General features: G+C 67.2%; 24 protein-coding genes and 1 pseudogene. 19 read left to right on the top strand and 6 right to left on the bottom strand.

Annotated features, from left to right (window positions below):
* Nucleotides 1–175 (bottom strand): annotated as a pseudogene (locus tag ACR9ZH_RS16685) (metal ABC transporter permease); the annotation flags it as partial.
* Nucleotides 172–1,176, bottom strand: a complete 1,005-nt coding sequence (locus ACR9ZH_RS16680; protein ID WP_481291883.1) for a methionine ABC transporter ATP-binding protein — start codon at nucleotides 1,174–1,176, stop codon at nucleotides 172–174. The gene ACR9ZH_RS16680 and the pseudogene ACR9ZH_RS16685, both read right to left, overlap by 4 nt.
* 83 nt (nucleotides 1,177–1,259) lie before the next feature.
* On the opposite strand from ACR9ZH_RS16680, the gene ACR9ZH_RS16675 reads away from it, so the two are divergent.
* On the top strand, nucleotides 1,260–1,742 hold the full coding sequence (locus tag ACR9ZH_RS16675) for a glutathione peroxidase (RefSeq protein ID WP_481291882.1): 483 nt from the start codon (nucleotides 1,260–1,262) through the stop codon (nucleotides 1,740–1,742).
* A gap of 101 nt (nucleotides 1,743–1,843) precedes the next feature.
* Here ACR9ZH_RS16675 and dacB read toward each other — a convergent pair whose 3' ends face one another.
* Nucleotides 1,844–3,238 carry a D-alanyl-D-alanine carboxypeptidase/D-alanyl-D-alanine endopeptidase gene (dacB, locus tag ACR9ZH_RS16670; RefSeq protein ID WP_481291881.1) on the bottom strand — a complete coding sequence of 465 codons (1,395 nt, stop codon included), beginning with the start codon at nucleotides 3,236–3,238 and terminating at the stop codon, nucleotides 1,844–1,846.
* 80 nt (nucleotides 3,239–3,318) lie between these two features.
* A complete protein-coding gene (locus tag ACR9ZH_RS16665) occupies nucleotides 3,319–4,104 on the bottom strand; it encodes an enoyl-CoA hydratase-related protein (protein ID WP_481291880.1) in 786 nt (261 codons plus the stop codon).
* Between the two features lie 101 nt (nucleotides 4,105–4,205).
* Here ACR9ZH_RS16665 and ACR9ZH_RS16660 point away from each other — a divergent pair, with 101 nt between their 5' ends.
* Genes ACR9ZH_RS16660 through ACR9ZH_RS16650 form a run of 3 tightly spaced genes read left to right on the top strand, consistent with a single transcriptional unit; the run spans nucleotide 4,206 to nucleotide 6,588 of the window.
* Nucleotides 4,206–4,451 (top strand): FeoA family protein, encoded by a 246-nt coding sequence (locus ACR9ZH_RS16660; protein WP_481291879.1) that lies wholly within the window; start codon nucleotides 4,206–4,208, stop codon nucleotides 4,449–4,451.
* Complete coding sequence (feoB, locus tag ACR9ZH_RS16655) at nucleotides 4,448–6,295, top strand: ferrous iron transporter B (RefSeq protein WP_481291878.1); 1,848 nt, start codon at nucleotides 4,448–4,450, stop codon at nucleotides 6,293–6,295. Before ACR9ZH_RS16660 ends, feoB begins: the two co-directional genes overlap by 4 nt.
* The gene (locus ACR9ZH_RS16650; protein ID WP_481291877.1) at nucleotides 6,292–6,588 is read left to right on the top strand and encodes a DUF6587 family protein; all 297 of its coding nucleotides are present in this window, start codon (nucleotides 6,292–6,294) and stop codon (nucleotides 6,586–6,588) included. Before feoB ends, ACR9ZH_RS16650 begins: the two co-directional genes overlap by 4 nt.
* Before the next feature lie 98 nt (nucleotides 6,589–6,686).
* Here ACR9ZH_RS16650 and ACR9ZH_RS16645 read toward each other — a convergent pair whose 3' ends face one another.
* On the bottom strand, nucleotides 6,687–8,138 hold the full coding sequence (locus ACR9ZH_RS16645; protein WP_481291876.1) for a phospholipase D-like domain-containing protein: 1,452 nt from the start codon (nucleotides 8,136–8,138) through the stop codon (nucleotides 6,687–6,689).
* A gap of 51 nt (nucleotides 8,139–8,189) precedes the next feature.
* On the opposite strand from ACR9ZH_RS16645, the gene ispG reads away from it, so the two are divergent.
* The 4 genes from ispG to ACR9ZH_RS16625 all read left to right on the top strand — a co-directional run bounded on the left by ispG (nucleotide 8,190) and on the right by ACR9ZH_RS16625 (nucleotide 11,204).
* Entirely contained in the window at nucleotides 8,190–9,449 is a 1,260-nt protein-coding gene (gene ispG / locus ACR9ZH_RS16640) for a flavodoxin-dependent (E)-4-hydroxy-3-methylbut-2-enyl-diphosphate synthase (RefSeq protein WP_481291875.1), read from the top strand.
* A 66-nt stretch (nucleotides 9,450–9,515) separates the two neighbouring features.
* Nucleotides 9,516–10,346 carry an aldo/keto reductase gene (locus ACR9ZH_RS16635; protein ID WP_481291874.1) on the top strand — a complete coding sequence of 277 codons (831 nt, stop codon included), beginning with the start codon at nucleotides 9,516–9,518 and terminating at the stop codon, nucleotides 10,344–10,346.
* Between the two features lie 115 nt (nucleotides 10,347–10,461).
* Nucleotides 10,462–10,815 carry a hypothetical protein gene (locus tag ACR9ZH_RS16630; protein WP_481291873.1) on the top strand — a complete coding sequence of 118 codons (354 nt, stop codon included), beginning with the start codon at nucleotides 10,462–10,464 and terminating at the stop codon, nucleotides 10,813–10,815.
* Nucleotides 10,816–10,889: 74 nt separating this feature from the next.
* The gene (locus ACR9ZH_RS16625; protein ID WP_481291872.1) at nucleotides 10,890–11,204 is read left to right on the top strand and encodes a hypothetical protein; all 315 of its coding nucleotides are present in this window, start codon (nucleotides 10,890–10,892) and stop codon (nucleotides 11,202–11,204) included.
* A 6-nt stretch (nucleotides 11,205–11,210) separates the two neighbouring features.
* Here the strand turns inward: ACR9ZH_RS16625 and ACR9ZH_RS16620 are convergent, their stop codons facing one another.
* Nucleotides 11,211–11,921, bottom strand: coding sequence for a YdcF family protein (locus tag ACR9ZH_RS16620; RefSeq protein WP_481291871.1), 711 nt, complete (start codon nucleotides 11,919–11,921; stop codon nucleotides 11,211–11,213).
* 149 nt (nucleotides 11,922–12,070) lie between these two features.
* Here ACR9ZH_RS16620 and ACR9ZH_RS16615 point away from each other — a divergent pair, with 149 nt between their 5' ends.
* From ACR9ZH_RS16615 to ACR9ZH_RS16565, 11 genes are all read left to right on the top strand, one after another.
* Entirely contained in the window at nucleotides 12,071–12,694 is a 624-nt protein-coding gene (locus ACR9ZH_RS16615; protein ID WP_481291870.1) for an XrtA/PEP-CTERM system exopolysaccharide export protein, read from the top strand.
* A 36-nt stretch (nucleotides 12,695–12,730) separates the two neighbouring features.
* Nucleotides 12,731–14,263, top strand: a complete 1,533-nt coding sequence (locus ACR9ZH_RS16610) for an XrtA system polysaccharide chain length determinant (RefSeq protein WP_481291869.1) — start codon at nucleotides 12,731–12,733, stop codon at nucleotides 14,261–14,263.
* 2 nt (nucleotides 14,264–14,265) lie between these two features.
* The gene (locus tag ACR9ZH_RS16605; RefSeq protein ID WP_481291868.1) at nucleotides 14,266–15,033 is read left to right on the top strand and encodes a P-loop NTPase family protein; all 768 of its coding nucleotides are present in this window, start codon (nucleotides 14,266–14,268) and stop codon (nucleotides 15,031–15,033) included.
* 40 nt (nucleotides 15,034–15,073) lie between these two features.
* On the top strand, nucleotides 15,074–16,501 hold the full coding sequence (locus tag ACR9ZH_RS16600) for an outer membrane beta-barrel protein (protein WP_481291867.1): 1,428 nt from the start codon (nucleotides 15,074–15,076) through the stop codon (nucleotides 16,499–16,501).
* Entirely contained in the window at nucleotides 16,498–17,280 is a 783-nt protein-coding gene (locus ACR9ZH_RS16595; protein ID WP_481291866.1) for a serine aminopeptidase domain-containing protein, read from the top strand. Before ACR9ZH_RS16600 ends, ACR9ZH_RS16595 begins: the two co-directional genes overlap by 4 nt.
* Nucleotides 17,280–18,116, top strand: a complete 837-nt coding sequence (locus tag ACR9ZH_RS16590; RefSeq protein WP_481291865.1) for an alpha/beta fold hydrolase — start codon at nucleotides 17,280–17,282, stop codon at nucleotides 18,114–18,116. Before ACR9ZH_RS16595 ends, ACR9ZH_RS16590 begins: the two co-directional genes overlap by 1 nt.
* Nucleotides 18,113–19,117: a UDP-glucose 4-epimerase GalE gene (galE, locus tag ACR9ZH_RS16585; RefSeq protein WP_481291864.1), complete on the top strand. Its 1,005-nt coding sequence runs from the start codon at nucleotides 18,113–18,115 to the stop codon at nucleotides 19,115–19,117. Before ACR9ZH_RS16590 ends, galE begins: the two co-directional genes overlap by 4 nt.
* Before the next feature lie 80 nt (nucleotides 19,118–19,197).
* Nucleotides 19,198–20,844, top strand: coding sequence for a hypothetical protein (locus tag ACR9ZH_RS16580; RefSeq protein WP_481291863.1), 1,647 nt, complete (start codon nucleotides 19,198–19,200; stop codon nucleotides 20,842–20,844).
* Nucleotides 20,841–22,388: an oligosaccharide flippase family protein gene (locus ACR9ZH_RS16575; protein ID WP_481291862.1), complete on the top strand. Its 1,548-nt coding sequence runs from the start codon at nucleotides 20,841–20,843 to the stop codon at nucleotides 22,386–22,388. The genes ACR9ZH_RS16580 and ACR9ZH_RS16575 overlap by 4 nt, the downstream gene beginning before the upstream one ends.
* Entirely contained in the window at nucleotides 22,385–23,518 is a 1,134-nt protein-coding gene (locus ACR9ZH_RS16570) for a GNAT family N-acetyltransferase (RefSeq protein ID WP_481291861.1), read from the top strand. Before ACR9ZH_RS16575 ends, ACR9ZH_RS16570 begins: the two co-directional genes overlap by 4 nt.
* A gap of 144 nt (nucleotides 23,519–23,662) precedes the next feature.
* A partial coding sequence (locus ACR9ZH_RS16565) for a methyltransferase, TIGR04325 family (protein ID WP_481291860.1) occupies nucleotides 23,663–24,096 on the top strand: 434 nt, incomplete at its 3' end.

Raw genomic sequence — 24,096 nt, 5'->3', positions numbered from 1 at the left:
GCTTCGGCTTCGCGTGCAACTGGCCGCGCGCGGTCAGGAACAGCCAGACGCCCAGCGGCAATCCGATGACCACCGTGAAGAGCAGCGAACCGCCGAGCATCAGCAAGGTGTCGATGCAGGCCTGCGCGATCTCCGGCCAGTCGATGTTGGGGAACAGGGTCTGCAGGGGACTCACGGGGCAACCTCCTCGATATCGACGCCGGCGGCGCGGATCTGTGCCAGCGCATCGTCGACGCGTTCGCCGTGCATGGCCAGGGTCAGCTGTCCGTAAGGGGTGTCCTTGATCCGGTCCACGCGGCCGGAGAGCAGGTTGTATTCCACGCCGGTATCGCGCACCACGCGCGACAGCAGCGGCGAATACGTGGCGTCGCCGCGGAAGGAAAGCCGGTAGAGGGTGCCGGTCACGCCCGGAAATTCCGGGCCGCGTCCTTCGCGATGGTCGGCTTCGGCGACGAACCGTCGCGTGGTGGGATGCTGCGGATGCAGGAAGACGTCCGCCACGCTGCCGAGTTCAACCATGCGGCCCGCGTCGAGCACCGCGACGCGATCGCAGACGCGGCGGATCACATCCATTTCGTGGGTGATCAGCACGATGGTAAGACCGAGGCGGCGGTTGATGTCGGCCAGCAGTTCCAGCACCGACGCCGTGGTCTGCGGATCGAGCGCACTGGTCGCTTCGTCGCAGAGCAGGATGCCGGGTCGATTGGCAAGCGCGCGCGCAATGCCGACGCGCTGCTTCTGGCCACCCGACAGCTGTGCCGGGTACTTGCGTGAGTGGTCGGTAAGGCCGACCAGATCCAGCAGTTCACTCACGCGGTCGGCAATGGCTGCTTCGTCCATGCCACCGTGCAGGCGCAACGGGAAGGCGACGTTCCCGGCCACCGTGCGCGAGGCGAGCAGGTTGAAGTGCTGGAAGATCATGCCGATGCCGGACCGCAGCCGGCGCAGGTCCGCGCCTTGCGCGCCGGTGACGTCGCGGCCGTCGATGAACACTTGGCCCGCGGTGGGCCGCTCCAGCAGGTTGACCAGGCGCAGCATGGTCGACTTGCCGGCGCCGGAATGGCCGATGATGCCGAACACCTCGCCCGCCTCGATCTTGAGATCGACGGGGTGCAGGGCGGGAACGAGCGCGCCGTCCACGGCATAGGACTTTGACGCGGCGGCAAAACGGATCACGGGCGTGGGCTCTCGGCCGGAAAGACGGCCATCTTAGCCGAAGCGGCGTAGACTGGCCCCTTCCCATCCCGAGGACGCGACGCATGGCCAGCATCTACGACTTCTCCGCCCGCGACATCGACGGCAACGAGCGCTCGCTGGCCGAGTTCCGCGGCAAGGCTCTCCTGGTGGTGAACGTGGCCTCGAAATGCGGATTCACGCCGCAGTACGAAGGACTGGAGGCATTGCAGAAGGCCTGGCACGCGCGCGGCTTCGAAGTCCTCGGCTTTCCCTGCGACCAGTTCGGGCACCAGGAGCCGGGCGACGAGAAGGAGATCCGCGACTTCTGCACCCTCAACTACGGCGTGAGCTTCCCGATGTTCTCGAAGATCGACGTCAACGGCGAGCACGCCCACCCGCTGTACCGCTGGCTGAAGGCCGAAAAGAAGGGCCTGCTCGGCACCGAGGGCATCAAGTGGAACTTCACGAAGTTCCTGATCGACCGCGAAGGGCGGGTGGTCGAACGCTACGCGCCGACCGATACGCCGGAGAAGATCGGCAAGGACTTGCCGGGCGTGCTGGGCTGACGCCTGTCCCGTAGGAGCGCGCCTTGCGCGCGACAGCTTCTCGCGAGCGGCAACAGGGCCTGAAGCTCCTCGCGAAAAGCTGTCGCGCGCAAGGCGCACTCCTACAATCGTTCGGTCGTCTCCGCCAGCATCACCGCTATGGCATCCACTTCTGCCGAGACCGGCTTCACCGGCTCCGCGCTGCGCGCCGGCGGACGATAATTGTTGAGCACGATCGCGAAGGCGAGACGCTGGCCGCTCTTCGTCGTGACGTAACCCGCCAGGGCGTTCACGTAACTCATGCTGCCCGTCTTCGCGACAACGTTGCCTTGCGCGGCGGTATCGCGCATGCGGTTCGCGAGGGTGCCGTCGATGCCGGCGACAGGAAGCAGGCTGCGCCAGAGGGCCGCGAGCGGCGATGCGTCCATCGTCGCGAGCAAATGGCTGAGCGATGCGGCCGTCGTGAGATCGTGGCGCGACAGTCCCGTTCCCTCGGCCATTGCCGTCGATGCCGGTCCGATGCCTCGGGAAGCCAGCCATTCGGCAAGCGCCGCCGCAGCACGATCCTCTGCCGAACCGGTTCCGTCGGCACCCGCCGTCGAGCCGCTCAACAGGAAGACGCTCTGCAGGTACAGGTTTTGCGAGCGCTTCAATCCTTCGCGCAGGATCGTCGCCAGCGGCGGCGACGGCCATGAGGCGATCGTCTCGCCGCGTGGCGCCCGCACGGGCCACAGAACGCTGCGCGCTTCGCCGTCCACGCGGATGTCTTCGCGCTCCAGCGCCGCCTGCAGGCGCCGCGCGGCGGTGAGCGCAGGATCGGGCATCGAGAGGCGCAACGTTCGTGCCGCCGGGACGGTCGCGCCATCCGCGCCAAGCACGTGCACCGTCGCTGTCCCGGGAGCGCGGTAGACCTCGTGGCGCGTGGCGGGATCGAGCGCAATGGCAACGGCCGCATCCGTTGGCTGCACGGCGACATTGCCGGCCGACAACGTCGCGGTCATCGTGTTCTCGTCGATGTCCAGGCCGCCCGCCTGCGCGCCGTAATATGTTTGCAGGTCGGAAGCTTCCCAGCCGTTGCCGATGGGCGGTCCCGCGAAGAGGGTGTCGTCGCCCACGATGGCGCCGTCGATGCGCCTGATGCCGTGTTCCCGTATGGCGCCGGCCAGACGGTCGGCCCATGCGCTCCCTGCGAGCGTCGGATCCCCGCCGCCTCTCAGGACCAGGTCGCCGCGCAGGCGCCCCTTGCGCAGTTCGCCGGCCATCAGCACGTCGGTATGCGTGCGGTAGTCGGCGCCGAGCCTGTCGAGCGCGAAGGCTGCCGTGTAGAGCTTGGCGGTCGAGGCCGGAAGGAGGAGGCGGTCAGCGTCATGGGCGTAGACGACGCGGCCGTCGTCGAGCGACACCACCGAAACTCCCCACGACGCCGAGGCGAAGCGCGGCTCGGCGAGGTGGCTGTCGATGCGCCGGGCAAGTGTTTCCGCGGCGGCGGCAGTGGCCCAAGCCAGGCAGATCGCCACCCCGCCGAGTGTGTGAAGCGCTTTGGCGCGCGAAGGTGGCCTGCGGCAAGCCCCGTTCGCGCGCCGGCGCGCTTCCCGCATCAGGCGAGCCACGACGGCTGGCTCTTCTCGAGGAAGGCGGAGAGTCCGTCCTGGCCTTCCGGCGAGACGCGCAGGCGTGCGATCAGGGCGGCGTTCTCCGCGTCGACGCGTTCCATCGACTTCGCTTCCATGCCGCCCATGCCCAGGGCCAGGCGCTTCGCCTCGCCCTGGGCCACGGGACCGCCTTTCTCCAGCAGCCCGAGCACGCGTTCGATGGCCGCGTCGAGTTCCTCGGCGGGCACCGTTTCGTGGACCAGTCCCATGGCCAGCGCAGCCTTCGCACCGAACACCTCGCCGGTGAGGAACAGCCGGCGCGCATGCCGCAGTCCCATGGCTGCGATGACGTAAGGAGAAATCACGGCAGGAACGAGTCCCAGCTTCACTTCGGACAAGGCGAATTTCGCCCCGTCGGCCGCGATGGCGATGTCGCAGCAGGCCACCAGGCCCACGCCCCCGCCGAAGGCTGCGCCATTGACCCGCGCGATGGTGGGCTTCGCAAGAAATTGCAGGCGCCGCATCAGGGCGGCGAGACGCAGCGAATCGTCGCGGTTCTCGTCTTCGGATGCCTGCGCCATGCCGCGCATCCAGCGAAGGTCGGCACCGGCCGAGAAACTGGCGCCGGCACCGGTCAGCACCACGGCCCGCACGCTGTCGTCGGCTTCCAATGCGTCGATGGCGGCGGTCAGATCGGCGATCAACTCGTCGTCGAAGGCGTTGTGCACTTCCGGGCGGTTCATGACCAGGTGGGCGACGGCACCGTTGCGGACCTGTTGGATGGCTGACATTCGCAGAACTCCCTGGGTGAGGCGGGGGAGCATAAAGCATCAAGATGCGCCCCCCGCTGCAAAGGCATATAATGCGAACAGTTCTTATTTGAGTAACCCCAGTGCGCCTCTCAGACGCGCCGAAAGGTGCCCATGCCGTGGTCCAGACCGTTACCGATGCCCATCCCGCCGACCCTATCGCGCAGCGACTGCGCGACCTGGGCTTCGTGGCCGGCGAGCCGGTCCGGCTGGTGGCCCGCGGCCCCCTCGGTGGCGATCCGCTGCTGATTCAGATCGGCTCCACGCGGTTCGCCCTGCGCAAGACCGAAGCCGCCCGGGTGGAAGTATCCGTGGGCGGTGCCGCATGAGCGCCACCACGATGCGGATCGCCCTGGTGGGAAATCCCAATTGCGGCAAGACGGCGCTGTTCAACCAGCTCACGGGTGGCCGACAGAAGGTAGCCAACTACGCGGGCGTCACGGTGGAGCGGAAGGAAGGCCGTTTCGTCGCGCCTTCCGGCCGGACGCTGCACATCCTCGATCTTCCGGGGGCCTACAGCTTCGACGCCACCAGCCCCGACGAGGCGATCACCCGCGACGTCTGCCACGGCCGCTATCCGGGCGAGGCTGCGCCGGACCTCATCGTCTGTGTCGCCGACGCCACAAATCTGCGCCTGCACTTGCGCTTCGTCCTGGAAGTGCGCCGGCTGGGCCGCCCGGTGGTGCTTGCGCTCAACATGATGGATGCGGCGCGCCGCCGTGGCATCGCCATCGACGTGGCGCGGCTTTCGCAGCGCCTCGGCGTGCCTGTGGTCGAGACCATCGCCGTGCGGCGCGGCGGCGCGAAGGCGCTCATCGAACGCATCGACGCGAGCGTGCCGGACATCGTGCCGGCGCCGATCGACGAGGCAGGCGTCGAGGCGCTCCACGCCGAAGTGCGCGCGATTCTCGCCGACACCGTGACCCTGCCGCGCGATACGGCCGCCGTCGATGACGCCATCGACCGCTGGGCGCTGCATCCGGTATTCGGCCTGGCCATCCTCGCCACCTTGATGTTCATGATCTTCCAGGCCGTGTTCTCCTGGGCGCAGCCGGTCATGGACGGCATCGAGGCCGGTATTGCCGCGCTGGGCGCCTTCGTCACGGGCTTCCTGCCGGAGGGCAGCGCGTTGCACAGCCTGCTCAACGACGGTTTGTTCGCGGGTCTGGGCGCAGTGCTCGTGTTCCTGCCGCAGATCCTGATCCTGTTCCTGTTCATCCTCGTGCTCGAGGAATCGGGCTACCTGCCGCGCGCCGCTTTCCTGCTCGATCGCATGATGTTCCGCGTGGGTCTCACCGGCCGCGCCTTCATCCCGCTGCTGTCGAGCTTCGCCTGCGCCATTCCCGGCATCATGGCCACGCGCAGTATCCAGGATCCGCGCGACCGTCTCACCACGATCCTCGTCGCGCCGCTGATGACCTGCTCTGCGCGCCTGCCGGTCTATACGCTGCTCATCGCCGCCTTCATCCCGAACCGCAGCGTGTGGGGCGTGTTCAACCTGCAGGGCATCGTGCTGTTCACGCTGTACTTCGCCGGCATCTTCAGCGCCCTGGGCGTCGCCTTCGTGATGAAGCGTCTGCGCAAGGACAAGAGCGAACACGCGCTCATCATGGAACTGCCGTCGTACCGCCTTCCGAACGTGCGCGACATCGCGCTCGGGCTGTGGGAGAGGGCGATGATCTTCCTGAAGCGCGTGGGCGGCATCATCCTCGCGCTCACCGTGCTGCTCTGGTTCCTTTCCAGCTTCCCGGGACCGCCGCCGGGAGCCACCCAGCCGGCCATCGACTACAGCATCGCCGGCCGCCTGGGCCGCATGCTCGAGGTCGTGTTCTCGCCGATCGGCTTCAACTGGCAGATCTGCGTGGCGCTGGTGCCCGGCCTCGCCGCGCGTGAAGTGGCGGTGGCCGCCCTCGGCACGGTCTACGCCATGTCCGGCAGCGACGATGCCCTGGCCTCGCAGCTTGGGCCCGTGATCGCGCACCAGTGGACCCTGGCCACGGCGTTGTCGCTGCTGGCGTGGTACGTGTTCGCGCCGCAGTGCATGTCCACGCTGGCGGTGATCCGCCGCGAAACGAATTCCTGGCGCAACGTCGCCGTCGCAGCGGGCTATCTGTTCGGCCTGGCGTACCTGGCCTCGCTGGCCACCTACCAGATCGCGAGGGCGCTCTCATGAGCACGTTCGAATTCGTGCAGGGAGCGATCATCGCTATCGTCGTGATGGCGAGCGTCTTCGTGGCCTTCCGCAAGCTGCTGCCGAAGACATCGACGCGGCTGCTGGCGCGCTTCTCGGCAGCCCTGAACCGCGAGGGCCGTTCCGGTGCCGCGCGTTTCCTCGGCCGCAGGCTTCAGCCCGCCGCGGCCACGGGCAGTTGCGGGGACGGATGCGGTTCGTGCAACAGCTGTGGGCCGGCAGCACCGCGTACCGAAGCCCAGCCCCTCCATTTCAAACCCCGCCAGCCATTGTAGTAGCGCGCCTTGCGCGCGACATGTTTTGAGGCCGAGCCTGCGAGCTGGCGCGCCAGGGTGGGAACTGGCGTGAAAAGATGTCGCGCGCAGGCGCGCTCCTACATCGGCTGACGTTTGCGCCGGCGCCTTAGCGTCCACCAGTTCACCGAGAGGTTCACGCCGAACCACGCTCCGATAATGGCCAGGGGCCATGCGATCGCGGCCGGCCAGATGATCGCCACCAGGGTCAGTACCAGCGCCGTCGCCGCGCCCGCGAGCACGGGGCCGGTTTCGGTCTCGCCGAGCACGCGGTGCTGGGTGATGGCGGCGCCCACGGTGTTGGCGATGCGCAGGGCGCCCGCTGCCGCGCGCCCCGAGCTGCCGCCGGTATGCCGCGGCCGGGGCGGGCGCGGGGATCGGCTGCCCATGCGTTCCTTGCCGGAGTGGCGATGCCGGCCACGCAGCAGGATCTCGGTGGCGTTTTCGAGATCCTTCTCGTACTGCGCCGCGAGTTGGCCGGCGAAGCCGGCGTCCTCGATCGCCACGTCGATCTCGCGGTTGCTCAGCCAGCTGGCGATGTTGAGATTGGACGAGCCCACCCGTGCCCAGCGGCCATCGGCCACGGCCGTTTTCGCGTGCAGCATCGAGCCGTTCCATTCGAAGACGCGGATGCCGGCTTTCAGCAGCGGCCGGTAGCCGGAGCGCGACATGCTCGCCACGAGCGGGATGTCGCTGCTGCCGGGCACCAGCAGGCGGACGTCGACGCCGTCGCGCGCCGCGGCGGACAAGGCCTGCACGTAGGGCGCCACGCCGACGAAATAGGCATCGGTAAGCCACAGCGTCTGCGTCGCCATCGCGGCGACCATCTGGTCCAGGCGGTACATGCCGGCGGTACTCGGGTGTGTCGCGATGACCCGGAGCGAGACATTGCCTGCTTCCGGCAAGGACACGGGCGGCGACAAGCGCTCGTCCTCGGGCAGTGGCTCACCGGTTTCATGCCAGCTGTCGGCAAACGCGTTCTCGATTTCCGCGACGGCGGGCCCTCGCAGCATCACGCCGGTATCGCGCCAGGGCGGCACATTGCGGCCGGGGTCGCCCAGCCATTTCTCGCTGACGCAGACGCCGGAGAGGAATCCGGTCTCGCCATCCACCACCAGCACCTTGCGGTGATCGCGGCTCACCCAGCCGAAGGAACTTCCGAATTTTGGCGGGTTGTAGATGCGCACCTGTCCGCCGGCCTGGCGCAGCGGGTTCCAGAACGACGAGCGGGACTGCCCCAGGCAGCCGGCCCAGTCCGTGATCACGGCGACGAACACGCCCGCCTTCGCCCGTTCCACCAGGGCATCCAGGAAGGCATGGCCGATGGCATCGTCGCGGACGATGTAGTTCTCGAGGAACACGTGGCGCCGGGCCGAGGCGATGGCCGCGAGCCAGGCGTCGAAATGCGCCTGGGCATCGATCAGCATCTCGACGGCGTTGCCGCCGATCAGGGGCGCGCCGGCGCTGCGGCTCAGGGCCTGCTCGGCGAACAGGCGGTTGGAGAATCCGGTGGTACGGTGGCGGACATTCATGTCGGAAGTGTATCGGTATCCGGTGCGAGCTCTTGGGCTAAAATAACCGCCATGACCGAAGACCTCTCCAGCCGCCCGCGCCCCGCGGAAGCCGGCGCACGCCGCCCGAGCACGGGCGTCCTCGTCGATCGCGTTCAGGTTGGCGGCGGCGCGCCCATCGTCGTCCAGTCGATGACGAACACGGATACCGAAGATCCGGTCTCCACCGCCAGGCAGGTGGCCGAGCTGGCGCGCGCGGGTTCGGAGATGGTGCGTATCACGGTGAACACGCCTGCCGCGGCCGCGGCGGTGCCGCGCATTCGCGAGCGCCTGGACATGATGGGCGTCTCGGTGCCGCTGATCGGCGACTTCCATTACAACGGCCACCAGCTCCTCGAGGGCGAACCGGCCTGTGCCGAGGCGCTGGCCAAATACCGCATCAACCCGGGCAATGTCGGTTTCGGCAAGAAGAAGGATGCCCAGTTCGCCTCGATCATCGAGATGGCGATCCGCTACGGCAAACCGGTACGCATCGGCGCCAACTGGGGTTCGCTGGACCAGTCGATGGTCGCGGCCCTCATGGACGAGAACGCCCATCGCGCCGATCCCTGGGATGCCGCCCACGTGGCGCGCGAGGCGTTGATCCGGTCGGCGCTCGACTCCGCGGCGCGCGCGGAAGACCTCGGCCTCCCACGCGATCGCATCATCCTGTCCTGCAAGGTCTCCGGCGTACAGGAACTCATCGCGGTCTACCGCGACCTCGCGCGGCGCGGCGATTACGCGCTGCACCTCGGCCTGACCGAGGCGGGCATGGGTTCCAAGGGCATTACGGCGTCCAGCGCGGCCCTCGGCGTACTGCTGCAGGAGGGCATCGGCGACACCATCCGCATTTCACTCACGCCGGAACCGGGCCAGTCCCGCACCACCGAGGTGATCGTGGCGCAGGAACTCCTGCAGACCATGGGCCTGCGTGCGTTCACACCGCTGGTCACCGCCTGCCCCGGGTGCGGCCGCACGACCAGCGAGTTCTTCCAGGAACTGGCGAAGACGGTGCAGGGTCACGTTCGCGAAAAGATGCCGCTGTGGCGCGTGAAGTACGACGGCGTGGAGAACCTCACGCTGGCAGTCATGGGCTGCGTGGTGAACGGGCCGGGCGAATCGCGCCACGCGAACATCGGCATCTCGTTGCCGGGCAATGGCGAAGCGCCTTCGGCGCCGGTATTCATCGACGGCGAAAAAGCGATGACGCTGCGCGGCGACCATATCGCGGAAGAGTTCGTCGCCATCCTCGATAACTACGTGGAAACGAGGTACGCCGCCCGCGGCGACTGACCGTCACGCTCTGCATGCGCCACCATCCTCCATGATGGAGGGTGGCCCGATCGCAGGAGAGTACGAATGGCAGTCAAGGTTCCGCAGCTCACCCTCAACGATGGCAATACCGCGCCCCAGCTAGGGTTCGGCGTGTTCCAGATTCCCGATGGCGAGACCGCCGACGCCGTGGCCACGGCGCTCGAGGCAGGCTACCGCTCCATCGACACCGCCGCGATCTACGGCAACGAGCGCGGCGTGCGCCAGGGCATCGAGCGTTCCGGCGTGGCCCGCGGCGACATCTTCCTCACCACGAAGTTGTGGAACGCCGAGCAGGGCTTCGACGAGACCCTGCGCGCGTTCGACGCGAGCATGGAAAGGCTGGGTGCCGACTACCTGGACATGTACCTCATCCATTGGCCGACGCCCAAGCGCGACCGTTACCTGGACACCTGGAAGGCGTTCATCCGTCTGCGCGACGAAGGCCGCATCCGTTCGATCGGCGTGTCGAATTTCCAGCCCGCGCACCTCGACCGGATCATCGGCGAGACGGGCATCGTACCGGTGGTCAACCAGGTCGAGCTGCATCCGGACTTCGCGCAGCGCGAGCTGGTCGAGGTGCACGCGAAGCACGGCATCGTGACCGAGGCATGGAGCCCGCTGGGGCAGGGCGGCGACCTCCTGAAGAACCCGCTGCTGGTCCGCATCGGCGAGACGCACGGAAAGAGCAGTGCGCAGGTGGTGTTGCGCTGGCACGTGCAGACCGGCCACATGGTGATCCCGAAGTCGGTGACCCCGGAACGCATCGCCTCGAACATCGATGTGTTCGACTTCGAGCTTTCCGCCGAAGAGATGAAGTCCATCGACGCGCTCGATACAGGGAACCGCATGGGGCCGCATCCGGAGGAACTGAACTGAAAGCACGGTTCCGGGTTCTTGCAACGGCTTCCGCAGGGCTTCATCTAAACTTCCTTCACGCCCACGGCGTTAGCGTGACCGAAAGTGCCGCCTCCGCGGTGCATCCGGAGCCAGCATGCGTCCGTCGATCGTTGCCATCGTTCTCGCCTTCGCCGTGCCTTGCGCCATGGCCCAGGTCACGCCCGGCCGGCCCGCTGCGGCCGATCCTGCGAACAAGCCGCCGCCGCTTCCGGCGCCCTCGTCGTCCATCCAGCGCAACCCGGCCGCGGCGCCCGTAGATCCGGCGTCCGACGCCGGCGCGACCGAGCGGGGGCTCGCGCCTGTGCAACCCGGGAATCCCGGGGTGACCAACCGCGTGCAGGATGCCAACGACAACGCCCGCGATGCGCAGGGCCACCTCCTCGATCCGCGCGGGAAACCCGTCGGCCAGAAGCCGATGCCGCCGGCACCGGCGACCACGTCCCGTTAGCGGTGCGCCGTTCTCGCACGTTTTTGCGCGGGTACGCTACCATCGGGCGGATGCAACGCCGTTCGGGGGTGAGGATGAAACGTGCGATCGCCGTGGCCGCCCTTGCGGTCGGACTCGCCGGATGTCAGGGCATGGCGGCGAAGATCGCCAGGCTCGACGTGGGTACGCCACGGGACGAGGTCATCGATCGCCTCGGCCGCCCCGATTCCGATCGGAGCGTCATCGGCTACGAAGTATTGAGCTGGCTCGATCGCCGGCCGGGTCGCTTCTCCTTCTCGCACAAGGACTACACCGTGGTCCTGAAGGAGGGGAAAGTGGTGCAGTTCGGCCCCGGGCTGATCCGCCGCGACAGCAAGACCACGTTGCAGATCGAGACCGACGATCCCTGAATGCCCTCACGCCCATCCGCGCAGGTGATAGGCCCAAAGGGCTAGCCCCTCGCGAAGGCAGCGTGCGCTGAGGCTGAGGGCGTCCCGGCGGGGCAGCCAGCGTGACGCCACCCGCAGCGATCTGTAAGCGTCGGGAGTCGGCGCTGGCGATACCTTCATGCCCTCCTTGCGAAATGAGGCGGCAGCACGGCGCATGTGGATCGCCGAGGTCACCAGCACGATGTCCGTCGCGCCGGCCGCGGACAGGAGCGCCGCCGAATTGCGCGCGTTCTCATGCGTATTCCGGCTGGTTCCCTCCACGCGGAGATCCCGCTCCGGAACGCCTGCCGCCATATAGCCCTCCGCCAGCACGGTAGCCTGGTCGCTTCCGGAAACCAGCAGGAGCGGCGCGTAGCCTTCGCGCCAGAGGGTCAGGCCTTTCCCGGCCCGGGTCGTCGGCTGCGCCCAGTCGGATCGCGGAAGCAAGCCGCCACCGAGGACCACAATGGCATCGGCGTGAACGGGACGCTCGTCCTGGGGCAGCACCACGGTGCTTCGCAGGGCCAGCGCGAAGGCCGGCGTTGACGCCACCCAGATCCACGCCAGGGCCACGCCGCCGAGCCATGCCGCGGGCAGCGGACGCCTCCGGAACACGTACGCGAGCGAAAGCACGCCGAGCAGCAAGGCCTGCAGCGCGGGGTGGGTGAGTCTCTCCACCATCTCGAGAAACACGATCACGATCTCGTCCTGCCTTCGAGGAGGGAAGGATGGCTCAAAGCCGGCTGTTGCACCGTCGGTCGAATGGCATAGGCGGGCTGTTGAATGGACGCCGGAGGCTATTGAAATGACGATACCGCTCGACGAAGTCACAGGGGCGGGTGTTTATCATGAAGGTCTTGAATTGTGTCGCCGTACTCGCTGCCGTCCTGCTTTTGGGCGCGTGCGCCACGGGGGGCAGCAACTTGCCGCCGCCGAAGGCGTCCCCCGAAAACCAGGCCGTCGACGCCTATCTGATCGGTGTCGACGACCAGCTCCAGGTCACGGTGTGGCACAACCCGGACCTGAGCGTCAGCGTACCGGTGCGGCCCGACGGCAAGGTTACGGTGCCCCTGGTCGGCGACGTCGCCGCGGGTGGCCGCACCACCGAACAGGTGGCCGCGGAGATCCAGCAGAAACTGGCGCAGTACATCCGCGATCCGCAGGTGGCGGTGATCCTCACCGCGCTGCGCAGTCACGAATACCTGTCGCGCATTCGCGTCACCGGCGCCGTGCGCAGCCCCATTTCCATTCCTTACCGGCAGGGCATGACGGTGCTCGACGCGGTGCTCGCCGCGGGCGGCACCACCGAATTCGCAGCACCGGACCGCACCGAGCTTTATCGCCGCAACCAGGGCGGCGAGACGCAGTCGTACGCGGTGAGGCTCGAAAAGATCCTCCAGCAGGGCGATCTGGCGAACAACTATCCGGTGCAGCCCGGTGACGTGATCACCGTCCCGCAGCGCGCTTTCTGAACGACGCCGCCTCAGGCGGATGCAAGGGGTAATTCGATGAGCTCGGATCTCGTTCCTCTCTCGGGCATGTTGCCCGCACTGGTAGGCGAAGCGCGCAGGCGGCGGATAGCGATGGGTGTGATGTTCGCGCTGATCGCCCTCGCAGCCCTCGGCGTCGGCTCCGTCTGGCCGAAGAAATACGAAGCCTCCACGACCATCCTCGCCCAGGAAGCCAGCATCATCACGCCGCTGATGGAAGGCGCTGCCTCGGCCACGGCGAACAAGAACCGCGCAGGCATCGCCCGTGACGTGATCTTCAGTCGCAAGGTGCTCGACCAGATCCTGGCGACCGGCGGCTGGCTCGCCGGCAATCCTTCCCCGCTGGAGCGCGACAAGATCGTGGAAGGCATCAAGGCGCGGACGAAGGTCGTCAACAATCGCGACAACCTCATCACGATCAGCTACTTCGACTCCGACCCCAAGCGCGCTTTCGAAGTCACCCGCGCGTTCGGCCAGCTGTTCATCAGCGAAAGCCTCGCCTCGAAACAGCGAGAGAGCCGCGAAGCCTACGAGTTCATCAACAGCCAGGTCGAGGCTTACCGCACGAAGCTCACCGACGCGGAAGACAAGCTGAAAGCGTATCGCGACAGCAACGCCGATGCTCGCCCGGGCAGCGAGACCGACACCAACGCGCGCATCAGCCAGCTGCGTACTCAGATCGAAAACAACCGCATGGATTACATGCAGAAGCAGTCGCAGGCCGCGGCGCTCTCGTCCCAGCTGAGCGGAGAGTCGGAAGTGAACGCGGTACAGACGGTCGGGGGCATCTACCAGACCCAGCTGGCCGATCTGCAAGGCCAGCTCGACAAGCTGAGGCTTAATTACACGGACGAATATCCGGATGTCGTGCGCATCCGGCACCAGATCGAGGACCTGCGCAAGCAGGCCCAGGCGGCCGACGCGCAGCGGACCCTCGGCGGCGCGATGCCCCTGGACCACGCGGTGACGATGAACCCGGTGTACCAGCAGATGCGTCTGCAGCTTTCCGCCGTGCGCAGCGACGCGGCCGCAAGCGCCGCCCGCGTGTCCGCCAGCGAGGCGATGCTGCAGTCCGAGCTGGAGCGCAGCAAGCGCATCGCCAATTCCGAGAACGTCACCGCCGAGCTCACCCGCGACTACACCGTGAACCGCGACGTCTACCAGGATCTCCTGAAGCGCCGCGAGAACGCGCGCGTGTCGATGAACCTCGATGCCGAGCAGCGCGGCCTGACCTTCCTCGTGCAGAATCCCGCGATGATGCCACTGGTTCCGTCCGGGCTGCGTTTCATGCACTTCAGCCTGGCCGGCCTGGCGTTGTCGCTGGCGATTCCGTTCGGACTGCTGTTCGCCGTGGCGCGCTTCGATCCGCGCGTGCGCTCCGTCGCACAGCTGGAGCGCGCCACCGGCTTCCCCGTGCTGGCGACGATCCCGTTCTATCCCACGCCGCGCGACCGCCGCCGCGACCAACTGCACAACATGATGCTCGCCGTGATAGTCGCGGGTGTCGGCGCCGTGTACCTCCTGGTGTTCTGGCTGAGGATGAAGGGTTGACGATGAACAAGATGGCCGCTGACAACATCGAGCTCGGCGACGTCGTCGCCTCCCGCCAGGGTGAGGCGCATGCGTCTCCCGGCCACTCCATCGCGCGGATGCGCGAAGAAGGCGGGTCGCTGGCTCCCATCGACTGCGAGCGCAAGCGCCTGATCCATCGCGAGGACTCGGTGCGCCAGCAGTCCGACGCCTTCCGCGGGATCCGCACGCGCCTGCTCGAGATGGCCGGCGAGCACAACTTCGTGACCATGGTGGTGGCGGTGAGTCCGCGCTCGGGCGGCAGCTTCGTGGCGCGCAACCTCGCAGCGGCGTTTGCCTTCGACGAATCGAAGACCAGCCTGCTGATCGATTGCAACCTGCGCTATCCGAACCAGCACAAGGCGTTCGGCGTGGAGCCGCGTACCGGCGGCCTGATCGATTTCCTCGAGCATCCGTCCCGGGGCATCGCATCGATCATGTACCCCACCGGCGTGCCGCGCCTTCGTCTTATTCCGGCCGGACGCGCGCGGGAGAACACCGGCGAATATTTCTCCTCGTTCCGCATGCGCGCGGTACTCGATTCGCTGCGCTGCCGCTATTCGGATCGCTACCTTTTCCTGGACGGCCCGCCGGTAAAGGGATCGCCCGACGCGCGAATCCTTTCGGACCTTGCCGACTACGTCGTCCTGGTGGCCGGCTATGGGCGCGACACGCCCGCGGCGATCAACCAGGCCGTCGCCAATTTCGACCCCGCGAAGCTCGCCGGGGTGGTGTTCAATCAATCGCCGTAAGCGCGGCCCCGGGACGATCCCGGGGCACAGGGGAGGGATCATGCGGGACGACTGCCAAGGGAATGTGGGAAGCGCGCTTGCGCGCGAACCCGGCCGCCACAAGCTTCCTTCGCGTCGCAACGCGCTTCCCGCAGCCCTGGCCGCGCTTGTCGCCGTGGCACCGTCGGCAGCCCTGGCGGGAACGCTCAACTACACGCTCTATGCCGGCGTCGAGCACAGCAACAACATCGCGCTTTCTTCGGACAATCCGGTCAGCGAGAACGTACTGACCCCGGGTGGCACATTCCAGTTCACCCAGATGGGCTCGACCTTCCAGGCCAATGTGTCCGGCACCGTCGAATACCGGAAGTACCTGCAGAACCATTTCGACTCCCAGTTGCAGACGCAGCTGGCGGGCCTCGGCAATTGGACGATCGCGCAGGACCGCCTCGACTTCTCGGTCGAAGACTACGCCGGCGTGCAACCGGTGGACCAGTTGTCCAGCGATTCGCCAGACAACCAGCAGCAGACCAACGTGCTGGTGCTGGGACCGACCCTGCGAATGCGTTTCGGCGAGGCCGCACGCGGCCAGTTCGAACTGCGCTACATCAACAGCTATGCCTCGAAGGTCGACGACTTCGATTCGTCGCGGGGGCTGGCGGCATTTCGCGTGTTCCGCGATCTCAGCCCTACCGACACGCTTTCCGGCAATGTCGAGTTTCAGCGCGTTGACTTCGACAACCAGCCGGATGACGCGAACTACGATCGCAAGGAAGCCTTCCTCCGATACACGAGCACGCTGGCGCACTTTGACGCCGATGTACTGGTGGGCGGGAGCCGCCTGGAATTCGACGGCGGCAGCACGGCATCGGCGCCGCTGGTGCGGATGCGCCTGGGCTGGGACCCGACGCCGCGCAACACGTTCACCCTGACCGGCGCCTACCAGTACGCCGACGCCGCGCAGGACATCATCACGACACCCGGCGCGTTCGGCATCGGCACGGTCGCCGACCCGGTGGAACCGATCGACCCGTTCGCCGGTACGGGCGGTCTCGGAAGCGGTGGCGGTACGGGCATCGGGACCGGCAGTGCCGTCATCGGATCGGACGTCTACAAAGAGCGCCGGCTCGACGGCACGTGGAACTGGCGTGGCGATCGCCTGACCCTGACGGTGTCGCCTTCCTTCAGCAAGCTCCGCTACCTCAACGACCGCACCTTCGACCAGATCGACCGCGGCGTCAGCATTGGCATCGGTTACCGCCTGCGCCCGACGGTTACCCTCAATGGCTTCTTCGTGGGGGACAAGCTCACCTACCGGACCATCGACCGCAAGGACACCACGGTGCGTATGGGACTGAACCTCACCCAGCAGTGGAACCAGCACTGGAGCGGGCAGATATCGGTCGCCCGCGAGAGGCGGAGCAGCACCGCGGCGGGCCAGGACTATCGCGCCAATGCCATCTTCATCGGCGTGGTGTACCGGCGATGAGCATGCGACCCGACGCGGAGCTGCCATTCTTCTTCGGCCCCGGGGACGGCCTCTTCGGCATGTACCACGCACCGGAATTCCCGGCGCGCCGGGCGGTGCTGATGTGTGCGCCGCTGGGACAGGACCTGATCCGCTGCCATCGCCTCTATCGCCAGCTGGCCCAGTCCCTGGCGAGGGAGGGGCTTGCCGTGCTGCGTTTCGATTATCACGGGACGGGCGACTCTTCGGGAGGTAGCGCGGACGTGGACTGGGATCGCTGCGTCGCGGATACGGTGGTCGCCGCCGCCGAGCTGCGCACGCGCGCCCGCGTCGATCGCGTCGCTGCGTTCGGAGCCCGGCTTGGCGGCAGCATCGCGATGTGTGCCGCGGAGCGCGCCCGGTTCAGCGAAGTGATCGCATGGGATCCCGTCCTCGACGGCGACGAGTACGTCGCCGCGCTCGACGCCATGCAGGCCGCCCTGCGTGAGGACGCCGAACGCTTCACGCGTCCTCGCAGCCATGCCGACGTAGCCGAGCAATGGCTGGGGTTCGCCGTTGCCGGGCGCCTGCGCGGCCAGTTGTCCGCGCTGGCGGTCAGCGCGCCGGGCGTGCCGACGCTCGTGCTGGACTCGTTGCCTGCGGAGCAGGCAACGCGCTGGGACCGGCTCGCTCCCCTGCGGGGCAAGATCACTCCGATTTCCCCGCCCACGCCATGGGACGACCTGCGCCGGCTGGAAACCGCGATCCTTTCCCAGCCGCTTATCCAGGCTGTCGCCGGCCGTCTCAAGGAGAGTGCGTGATGCGCGAGGAAGCTCATCGCTTCGGCCGCGGCCGGCACCTGGTCGGGATTGCCGGCGTACCTGCTGGAGCGACGGGAGACACCGGCGTGATCGTGCTCAATGCCGGGCTGGTCCATCGCATCGGCCCGTTCCGCCTGCATGTGGAACTGACCCGGCAACTCAATGCTTCCGGTTATCCCACCCTTCGTTTCGATCTCTCCACGCTCGGCGACAGCGGCGCCACGGGTGGCGGGCTCACCCGCACGCAACAGGTATGCGCCGATCTCGACGACGCGATGAACCTGCTCAAGGAGAGGGCCGGCTGCGAGCGCTTCGTGCTCGTGGGGCTGTGTTCGGGCGCGCAGAACGCGCACATCGTCGCCGCCACGGATCCGCGGGTCTCCGGCGCGGTGTTCCTGGACGGTTACGCGTATCGCACCCTGGGCTACAAGCTTCGCCATTATCTTCCACGACTGGTCGATCCGGGCCGCTGGGCGCGTCTCGTCACTCGCGGATCGGGGAACAAGGCGGCTGCCGCCAAGGCCCCTACGGAGCCCGTGTTCGCCGTGGCGCCGGCACCGCGCGAGGAAGTCATCGCCGACTTCACCGGCATGGTGGCGCGCGGCATGAAGCTTTACCTCGTCTACTCCGGCGGCATCAGCAATTACTTCAACCACGCGCGGCAGTTCCGCGAGTGCTTCGGCAGGGTGATGGACCATCCGGCGGTGACCACGCGCTACGTCGCGGAAACCGATCATACCTACATCCTGACCGGCGACCGGGCAAGACTCCTCGAAGGCATCGGTGGCTGGCTGACGCGCAATTTTCCGCCGGCCGTCGCCGGGAGGCACGCATGAACTCGGTCCTCGTCACGGGCGGCGCCGGCTACATCGGCAGCCACACGGTGCAGCAGCTGGTGGAGCGCGGCGATCGGGTGGTGGTGATCGACAACCTCTCCACCGGTTTCCGCGAAGCGGTCAGAGGGGCTTCGTTCGTCGAGGGCAATGCCGGCGACGTCGAACTCGTGTCGCGGGTGCTGGAGGCACACCGTGTCGATGCGGTGCTTCACTTCGCCGCGCATACCGTGGTGCCGGAATCGGTGAGCGATCCGCTGAAGTACTATGGGAACAACACCGGGAACACGCGGAACCTGCTTGCCTGTTGCGCCCAGGCCGGCGTCGACAAGTTCATCTTCTCCTCCACGGCAGCGGTTTACGGTACGACCGAGGCTGGGGTGGCGGACGAGGATACGCCCACGCGACCGGCCAACCCGTACGGCACCTCGAAGCTGATGTCCGAGACGATGCTGCGCGACTGGTGCGCCACCGGGGCCATGCGGCACGTCATCCTCCGGTACTTCAACGTGGCGGGTTGCGATCCCCTGGGGCGGATCGGCCATTCCACGCCGCAAGCCACCCTGCTTATCAAGGTGGCTTGCGAGCACGCAGTAGGCAAGCGTCCCGCGGTCTCGATCTACGGGACCGATTACGACACGCCGGACGGCACGGGCGTACGCGACTTCATCCACGTCGAAGATCTCGCCGCGGCGCATCTGCGCGCGCTGGATCATCTGCGTTCCGGCGGCGAATGCCTCACGCTCAACTGCGGTTACGGGCACGGGTACAGCGTGCGCGAAGTACTGGATGCCGTGGCCCGTGCTGCTGGCCATCGCCTCAACGTGGTGGAGCTTCCGCGCCGCCCCGGCGACATCCCCAAGCTGATCGCCCGAAGCGACCGGCTTCGCGAGGTACTCGGCTGGCAGCCTTGTTATGACGACCTGGACGTCATCGTGCGCACGGCCCTGGCCTGGGAATACCACCTCGCAGGAAGCAGCCTCCGCACCGCGTCGGTGGCATGAGCGCCCGTGCTTTCACGAATGCCCGCCGGCGCAGGCTCGTCCTGCGCGCGACGGACTCACCGTCACTTTCCGGTTCTCCGATGCTCCTTCGCCACATCCTGATCGTCCTCGCTTGCCTCCTGGCCTTCGCACTCGCGTCGACACCTGCCGAGGCGGCCCCGTCGACGGCTTCCGCCTCGGCCCGGAAGATCGACGTCCGCCGATGGGCGGGGAAGGGTAACGATCTGGCGGTCACGGCCGGTATTCCCGTGCCACCCGGGATCCTGCACGACACCGCCCAGGTACGCGTGCTCGACGAGCATGGGAGCGAGGTGGCCATCGCGGTCAAGACCATGCTCAGCTGGCACTTCCGTGACGGCAGCATCCGCGCCGTGCGTGTCCAGTTCCACGGTCCTCCCGGCAGCTATGCGTTTTCCTTCGATGCCCCGCGCACTAAAAACGCGGCGGGCTGGCCGTATGGCGAGGGCCTCGTCGACGGCAAGCCGGCCGCGCTCGCGACACTCACGCCGGAATGGCTCACGGCGTCGCTCATCGCCGGTCCTCAATCAGTGGCATCGCGCGACGAGCCCTATGCCCGCTACGTCGACGCGCAGTTCCGTTGGGCGGCCGCCATGCCCACGAAGGACACGACGGCCTGGCTGTTCGACCGGCCGTCGACCCTGTTCAAAGCCTACGTGCGTACCGGCCGCGCCGATTATCTCGAAGCCGCGGAAGCCAGCTACCGCTGGTACATGGCCGGCATCAAGCGCGACGGCCTGCCAGTGAGCCCGTCGTGCGGCGGCGGATGGCTTCCCGACGGCAAGCCCTGCGACGTGAAATACGTCTACATCGAGCCGATCCTGCTCGCCGTCGCGCTGAGCGGCGACGATTCGATGCACGATGCGGCCACCGTCGCGAAGATGGCGGACCTCTGGGAAAGCGGCGGCTGGAACGGACCACCGGGGCCCTACCGCCATCCGAAGGACTATTTCACCGAACGCCTCGCAGGCCTCGGCCTCGTCGAGACCGTCGCTGCCTACGAACTGACTGGAGACGCCACGTACCGCAAGCGCATCGATGCACGCGTGGGCTGGCTCTACGACCACCAGCGCGCGAACCCGGACGGCCTGGGCGACGACGGTTCCTGGCGCAACAGCTGGAACGTGCACGAGAACGACCCTGAAGGTGCCGACGACGTGCGCGGCGCGTCTCCCTGGATGAGCGAGAACATCATCGACGGCCTGTGGCATGCCTGGCTCGTCACGGCGGACGAGCGGATCCCGGACATGATCGTGGATTTCGGCCGCTACCTCGAGCGGTACGGTTGGATAGGCGCAGACCTGCTCGTCTCGCCGCACGACTGGCGCAACAGTTGTTCGGGGCCGGGTGGCCTCATCGCCTGGTACTGGTCGTCTTCGCAGGCCAAGACGCCCGCGCTGATGAAAATCCAGGAAAGCGAGGGCTGGTACAGCGACGGACACAACGTGGAGCTCGGGCTTCCGGTCGCAGCCGCGTGGTACTTCGAAAAGGATCCGGCGCATGCCGCGGCGCTGAAGAAGCGCTTCGCTGCACTGAAGGCATCCTATGACCCTTCCTGTGCCGCGATTTCGGATACCGTCCGCCGTTTCAACTGGAACAACCGCGGCGCCGGCGTGGCGCAATGGATGATGGCCCAGCCGTCCGGCGCGGGCGCAAGCGTCGTTCCTGCGAAGGCAGGAACCCAGCGCCGCGAAGGCGCCTCGCCATGAGCCGCCGCCTCGCCGTCCTGCGCAGCGTCGGCATCGTCACGGTGTCCACGTACATCGAGTACGCGCTCGGGCTGCTGATGAGCGTATGGATCGCCCGTTCACTCGGTCCCTCGGATTTCGGCCGTTACGCCTTCACGGTGTGGCTCTGCGGCTGGCTCATCGTCTGTTCGAACCACGCCCTGACGACATCGTCGACGAAGTTCATCGCCGAAGCGGACGGCATGGGCGACCAGGACCTCGCTTCGCACCTCGCCGCGCGCTTCTCGCGCATCCAGACGGTCAGCTCCGTCGTCGTCATCGGTTTGTTCGTCATCGTTGGCTGGCTTTTCCGTCCCTCGGAGTGGGATGGCTCCCTGCTGCCGATCATGGGACTCGTCGTTGTAGCCGTGGTGGCCAAGGCCAATTACGCCATGCTCGTAGCCGTCGGCAAAGGCCAGGAACGTTTCGAGCCGGAAGCCATCGCCACCGTCGTCGGCGGCATCGTGGGCATGCTGCTCGTCCTCACCGCGATGTTCATGCATGCCGACCTGGTCACCTTCGTCGCCCTCTTCGCCGTCGCCTGCCTGCTGCTGAACCTCATCAACCGGATGGCTTACCGGCGCTGCTGCCGTCCGTATGAGAGCGGACCCATCCCGCCGCCTGTGACGGCGCGCGTGAACCGCCATCTGCGCCTTACGGCCGCCCTGGTGCTGATGGGGTCGTTCCGCGTCGGCACGATCGAGGTTTTCCTGCTGACCACCTTTACGGGGTCGGTGGCCGTGGGCTATTTCGCGATCGCGGGTACGCTCACCCGGGGGGCGGTGCAGCTGTTCTCGGTGGGTCTCACATCCACCTTGCTGCCGTACATGGCAAAGACCTATGGCGAGAGCGGCACCGCGCGCGCCGCGCGCTTCCTGTCGGAAGCCACGCGGTTCTACTGGGCGGTGGGCATCGCCATCGCGGGGCTCGGCCTGGTGACCACCCCCGAGATCGTGCGGCTCATGTACGGCACCCGCTACGTGGATGCCATTCCCGCCATCGAGGCCACCCTCGTGCTCGGCGGGTTATTGCTCATCGGCAACGGCATCGCTGCGTTCCAGACCGTGGTGGACCGGCAGGACGACCGGATTCGCATCGCCGTCGTCGCGCTGGTCGCCAATGCCGTCCTCGGTGTCTCGCTCGTGCCGTCCTTCGGGCTGGCAGGCGCGGTCATCACTTATGCCGGGACGCGCGTGGTCGAAATGGCCCTCGCCATCCATTATCTGCGCAAGGCCACCAGCGGCGGTTTGCCCGCTGCGGCGATGGCGCGCCTGTTCGCCGTGGGCCTCGTCGCCACGCTGGCCGCCTGGGCTGCCACTGCGGCTACGCCTTCGCGGCTCGGCTTCCTCGTCGGTGCGGCGGTGTTCATGGCCTTGTACGTGCCAGGAAGCATGCTGGTGCGCTATTGGACGGGCGACGATTTCCAATTGATGACCGGCATCAGCCGGCGCCTGGGCCCGCCCGGGCGCCTCCTCGTCCGCATCCTCGAATCAGTCCATCCGCCGGTGGCGAAGGCCAGCCCATGACGTACGTGTGCTCCACCGTGCATACCCTCGACGAACTGCGCGCGCTGCGCGACGAACTGGCGCAGGCGGCCGAGCAGCCGGGGGCGGCCAGCGGCATCGTGCAGCATCCGGACTGGGTCGAATACGAAGTGATCAGCCGCCATGATGGGACCGTGCCGCACATTGTGGTGGTTCGGGACGGCGCGAAGCGGGTAGCGGGTTACGTGCCGCTGCTCGCCATCGAGCACACGGCACGGCTCGATCTTGGCGGGAGGCGCTTGCGCCTTTACCGGGGGGCGGCCCTTCGTCTCCTTGGCGCAGGCGTGGTGGCGGGAGACGCGGACCGCGACATCGTCGAATTGCTTGCTGCGCGGCAGCTTGCCGGGGACATGAGCATCAGCGTCGTACGCATCCAGGAAGCGGACCTGCCGAACCGCTTCGCCAGGGTGCTGTGCGGGCACGGCGGGTTCCGTACCGTGGCGGCCAATCTGCTGGACCAGGTGCACTGGTCGATAGATCCGCAGCCTTCGTCCGAAGCATGGCTCGCCGGCATGGGGAAGAAGCAGAGGGCCGACCAGTTACAGCGCGTGGGACGCGCTTATCGCAAGCTAGGCGGCGACGCCGCCCTCCACGTGTTCGATACCGGCGAAGGCATGGCCGAATACTGCCGGCTCATGAACGAAGTGTACGCACGCACCTGGCACCATGAAGAGCTGCCTATCGATTGGGAAGCGCCCGAACGCGTCGCGCTGTTCCGCCGACTGGCCGACGCCGGTCACCTCATCGGCCACGTCGTCGTGCGGGACGGGCGTCCGCTCGCTTACGTCCATGGCTATCGCATCGGCGGCACCTACCTGGTCGACGACCTGGGTTATGACGAGGAGGTGGCGAAAGTGGGGATCGGTTCCGTCGCTGTGTTCCAGGCTGTCCGCGCCCTGATCGACCGGTTCCCGGGCGAACGCATCAGCTTCGGCTATGGCGACAACCAATACAAACGTCTTCTTTCCACGCGTTGCGAACCCTGCGCCTCGCTCTACGTCGTACGCCCCACGCGTGCGACCGCAGGTTTCCGCGTGTACGCGCCCGTGCGCTGGATCTACCGCAGCCTGCATCGTGTCCGGAAGGATCTGCGGGCGCGCAAGCAAGGGTGACCCCGGCGGACGGCCGCCCCGAAGGGCATCGGGTTAACGACCGCTTCACGACCGCGTAGGCCGGACGGTCTAGACGCCGGTGTTATGGGCAGGCGGGGAGTAGTGGCGCAATCTGGAGTCGCCCCAACCGTTCCCGGAGATCCCATGAACGCGCAAGTCGGCGCCCGGCCGTACCAGGAGGCGACGGCACGGCTGCCGCTGGTTCGAACCTTCCTCGAGGCCCGCTACAGGAAGGCGTTCTTCGCCCACCATGCCTTGACGCATCATCTGTACCGCGGCGTGTACCGCAGCTTCGACGAGGCGCAGGCGAGCATTCCGCCTGCGAACGCCGTCGGCTACGACAACAGCGAGTCGGCCGAACTCTACCGGGACCGGACGCACCGCATCTTCATCAACGACTATCCGATGATCTACTGGCTTGGCCGCTGGTTCGCCGAGGGCGCCCGCAGCGTGTTCGACCTGGGAGGGCATATCGGTATCGCTTATTACGCCTACCAGAAACTCCTGACCTACCCGCAGGGGCTGAGGTGGACGGTGATGGACGTCCCGGCGGTCAACGCCGCGGGAGAGCGCTGGGC

Source organism: Luteibacter sp. SVR4-7G, assembly GCF_056755555.1.
This window is presented reverse-complemented; position numbering and strand designations above follow the sequence as displayed.

What these genes read in the sequence shown, in the direction of transcription:
- ACR9ZH_RS16605 (WP_481291868.1), top strand. Translation starts at nt 14,266, where the DNA reads ATGAACAAGATGGCCGCTGACAACATCGAGCTCGGCGACGTCGTCGCC.
- ACR9ZH_RS16650 (WP_481291877.1), top strand. Translation starts at nt 6,292, where the DNA reads ATGAGCACGTTCGAATTCGTGCAGGGAGCGATCATCGCTATCGTCGTG.
- ACR9ZH_RS16665 (WP_481291880.1), bottom strand. Translation starts at nt 4,104, where the DNA reads ATGTCAGCCATCCAACAGGTCCGCAACGGTGCCGTCGCCCACCTGGTC.
- feoB (WP_481291878.1), top strand. Translation starts at nt 4,448, where the DNA reads ATGAGCGCCACCACGATGCGGATCGCCCTGGTGGGAAATCCCAATTGC.
- ACR9ZH_RS16580 (WP_481291863.1), top strand. Translation starts at nt 19,198, where the DNA reads ATGCTCCTTCGCCACATCCTGATCGTCCTCGCTTGCCTCCTGGCCTTC.
- ACR9ZH_RS16575 (WP_481291862.1), top strand. Translation starts at nt 20,841, where the DNA reads ATGAGCCGCCGCCTCGCCGTCCTGCGCAGCGTCGGCATCGTCACGGTG.
- ACR9ZH_RS16615 (WP_481291870.1), top strand. Translation starts at nt 12,071, where the DNA reads ATGAAGGTCTTGAATTGTGTCGCCGTACTCGCTGCCGTCCTGCTTTTG.
- ACR9ZH_RS16675 (WP_481291882.1), top strand. Translation starts at nt 1,260, where the DNA reads ATGGCCAGCATCTACGACTTCTCCGCCCGCGACATCGACGGCAACGAG.
- galE (WP_481291864.1), top strand. Translation starts at nt 18,113, where the DNA reads ATGAACTCGGTCCTCGTCACGGGCGGCGCCGGCTACATCGGCAGCCAC.
- ACR9ZH_RS16645 (WP_481291876.1), bottom strand. Translation starts at nt 8,138, where the DNA reads ATGAATGTCCGCCACCGTACCACCGGATTCTCCAACCGCCTGTTCGCC.
- ACR9ZH_RS16625 (WP_481291872.1), top strand. Translation starts at nt 10,890, where the DNA reads ATGAAACGTGCGATCGCCGTGGCCGCCCTTGCGGTCGGACTCGCCGGA.
- ACR9ZH_RS16630 (WP_481291873.1), top strand. Translation starts at nt 10,462, where the DNA reads ATGCGTCCGTCGATCGTTGCCATCGTTCTCGCCTTCGCCGTGCCTTGC.
- ACR9ZH_RS16595 (WP_481291866.1), top strand. Translation starts at nt 16,498, where the DNA reads ATGAGCATGCGACCCGACGCGGAGCTGCCATTCTTCTTCGGCCCCGGG.
- ACR9ZH_RS16600 (WP_481291867.1), top strand. Translation starts at nt 15,074, where the DNA reads ATGCGGGACGACTGCCAAGGGAATGTGGGAAGCGCGCTTGCGCGCGAA.
- ACR9ZH_RS16570 (WP_481291861.1), top strand. Translation starts at nt 22,385, where the DNA reads ATGACGTACGTGTGCTCCACCGTGCATACCCTCGACGAACTGCGCGCG.
- ispG (WP_481291875.1), top strand. Translation starts at nt 8,190, where the DNA reads ATGACCGAAGACCTCTCCAGCCGCCCGCGCCCCGCGGAAGCCGGCGCA.
- ACR9ZH_RS16635 (WP_481291874.1), top strand. Translation starts at nt 9,516, where the DNA reads ATGGCAGTCAAGGTTCCGCAGCTCACCCTCAACGATGGCAATACCGCG.
- ACR9ZH_RS16590 (WP_481291865.1), top strand. Translation starts at nt 17,280, where the DNA reads ATGCGCGAGGAAGCTCATCGCTTCGGCCGCGGCCGGCACCTGGTCGGG.
- ACR9ZH_RS16610 (WP_481291869.1), top strand. Translation starts at nt 12,731, where the DNA reads ATGAGCTCGGATCTCGTTCCTCTCTCGGGCATGTTGCCCGCACTGGTA.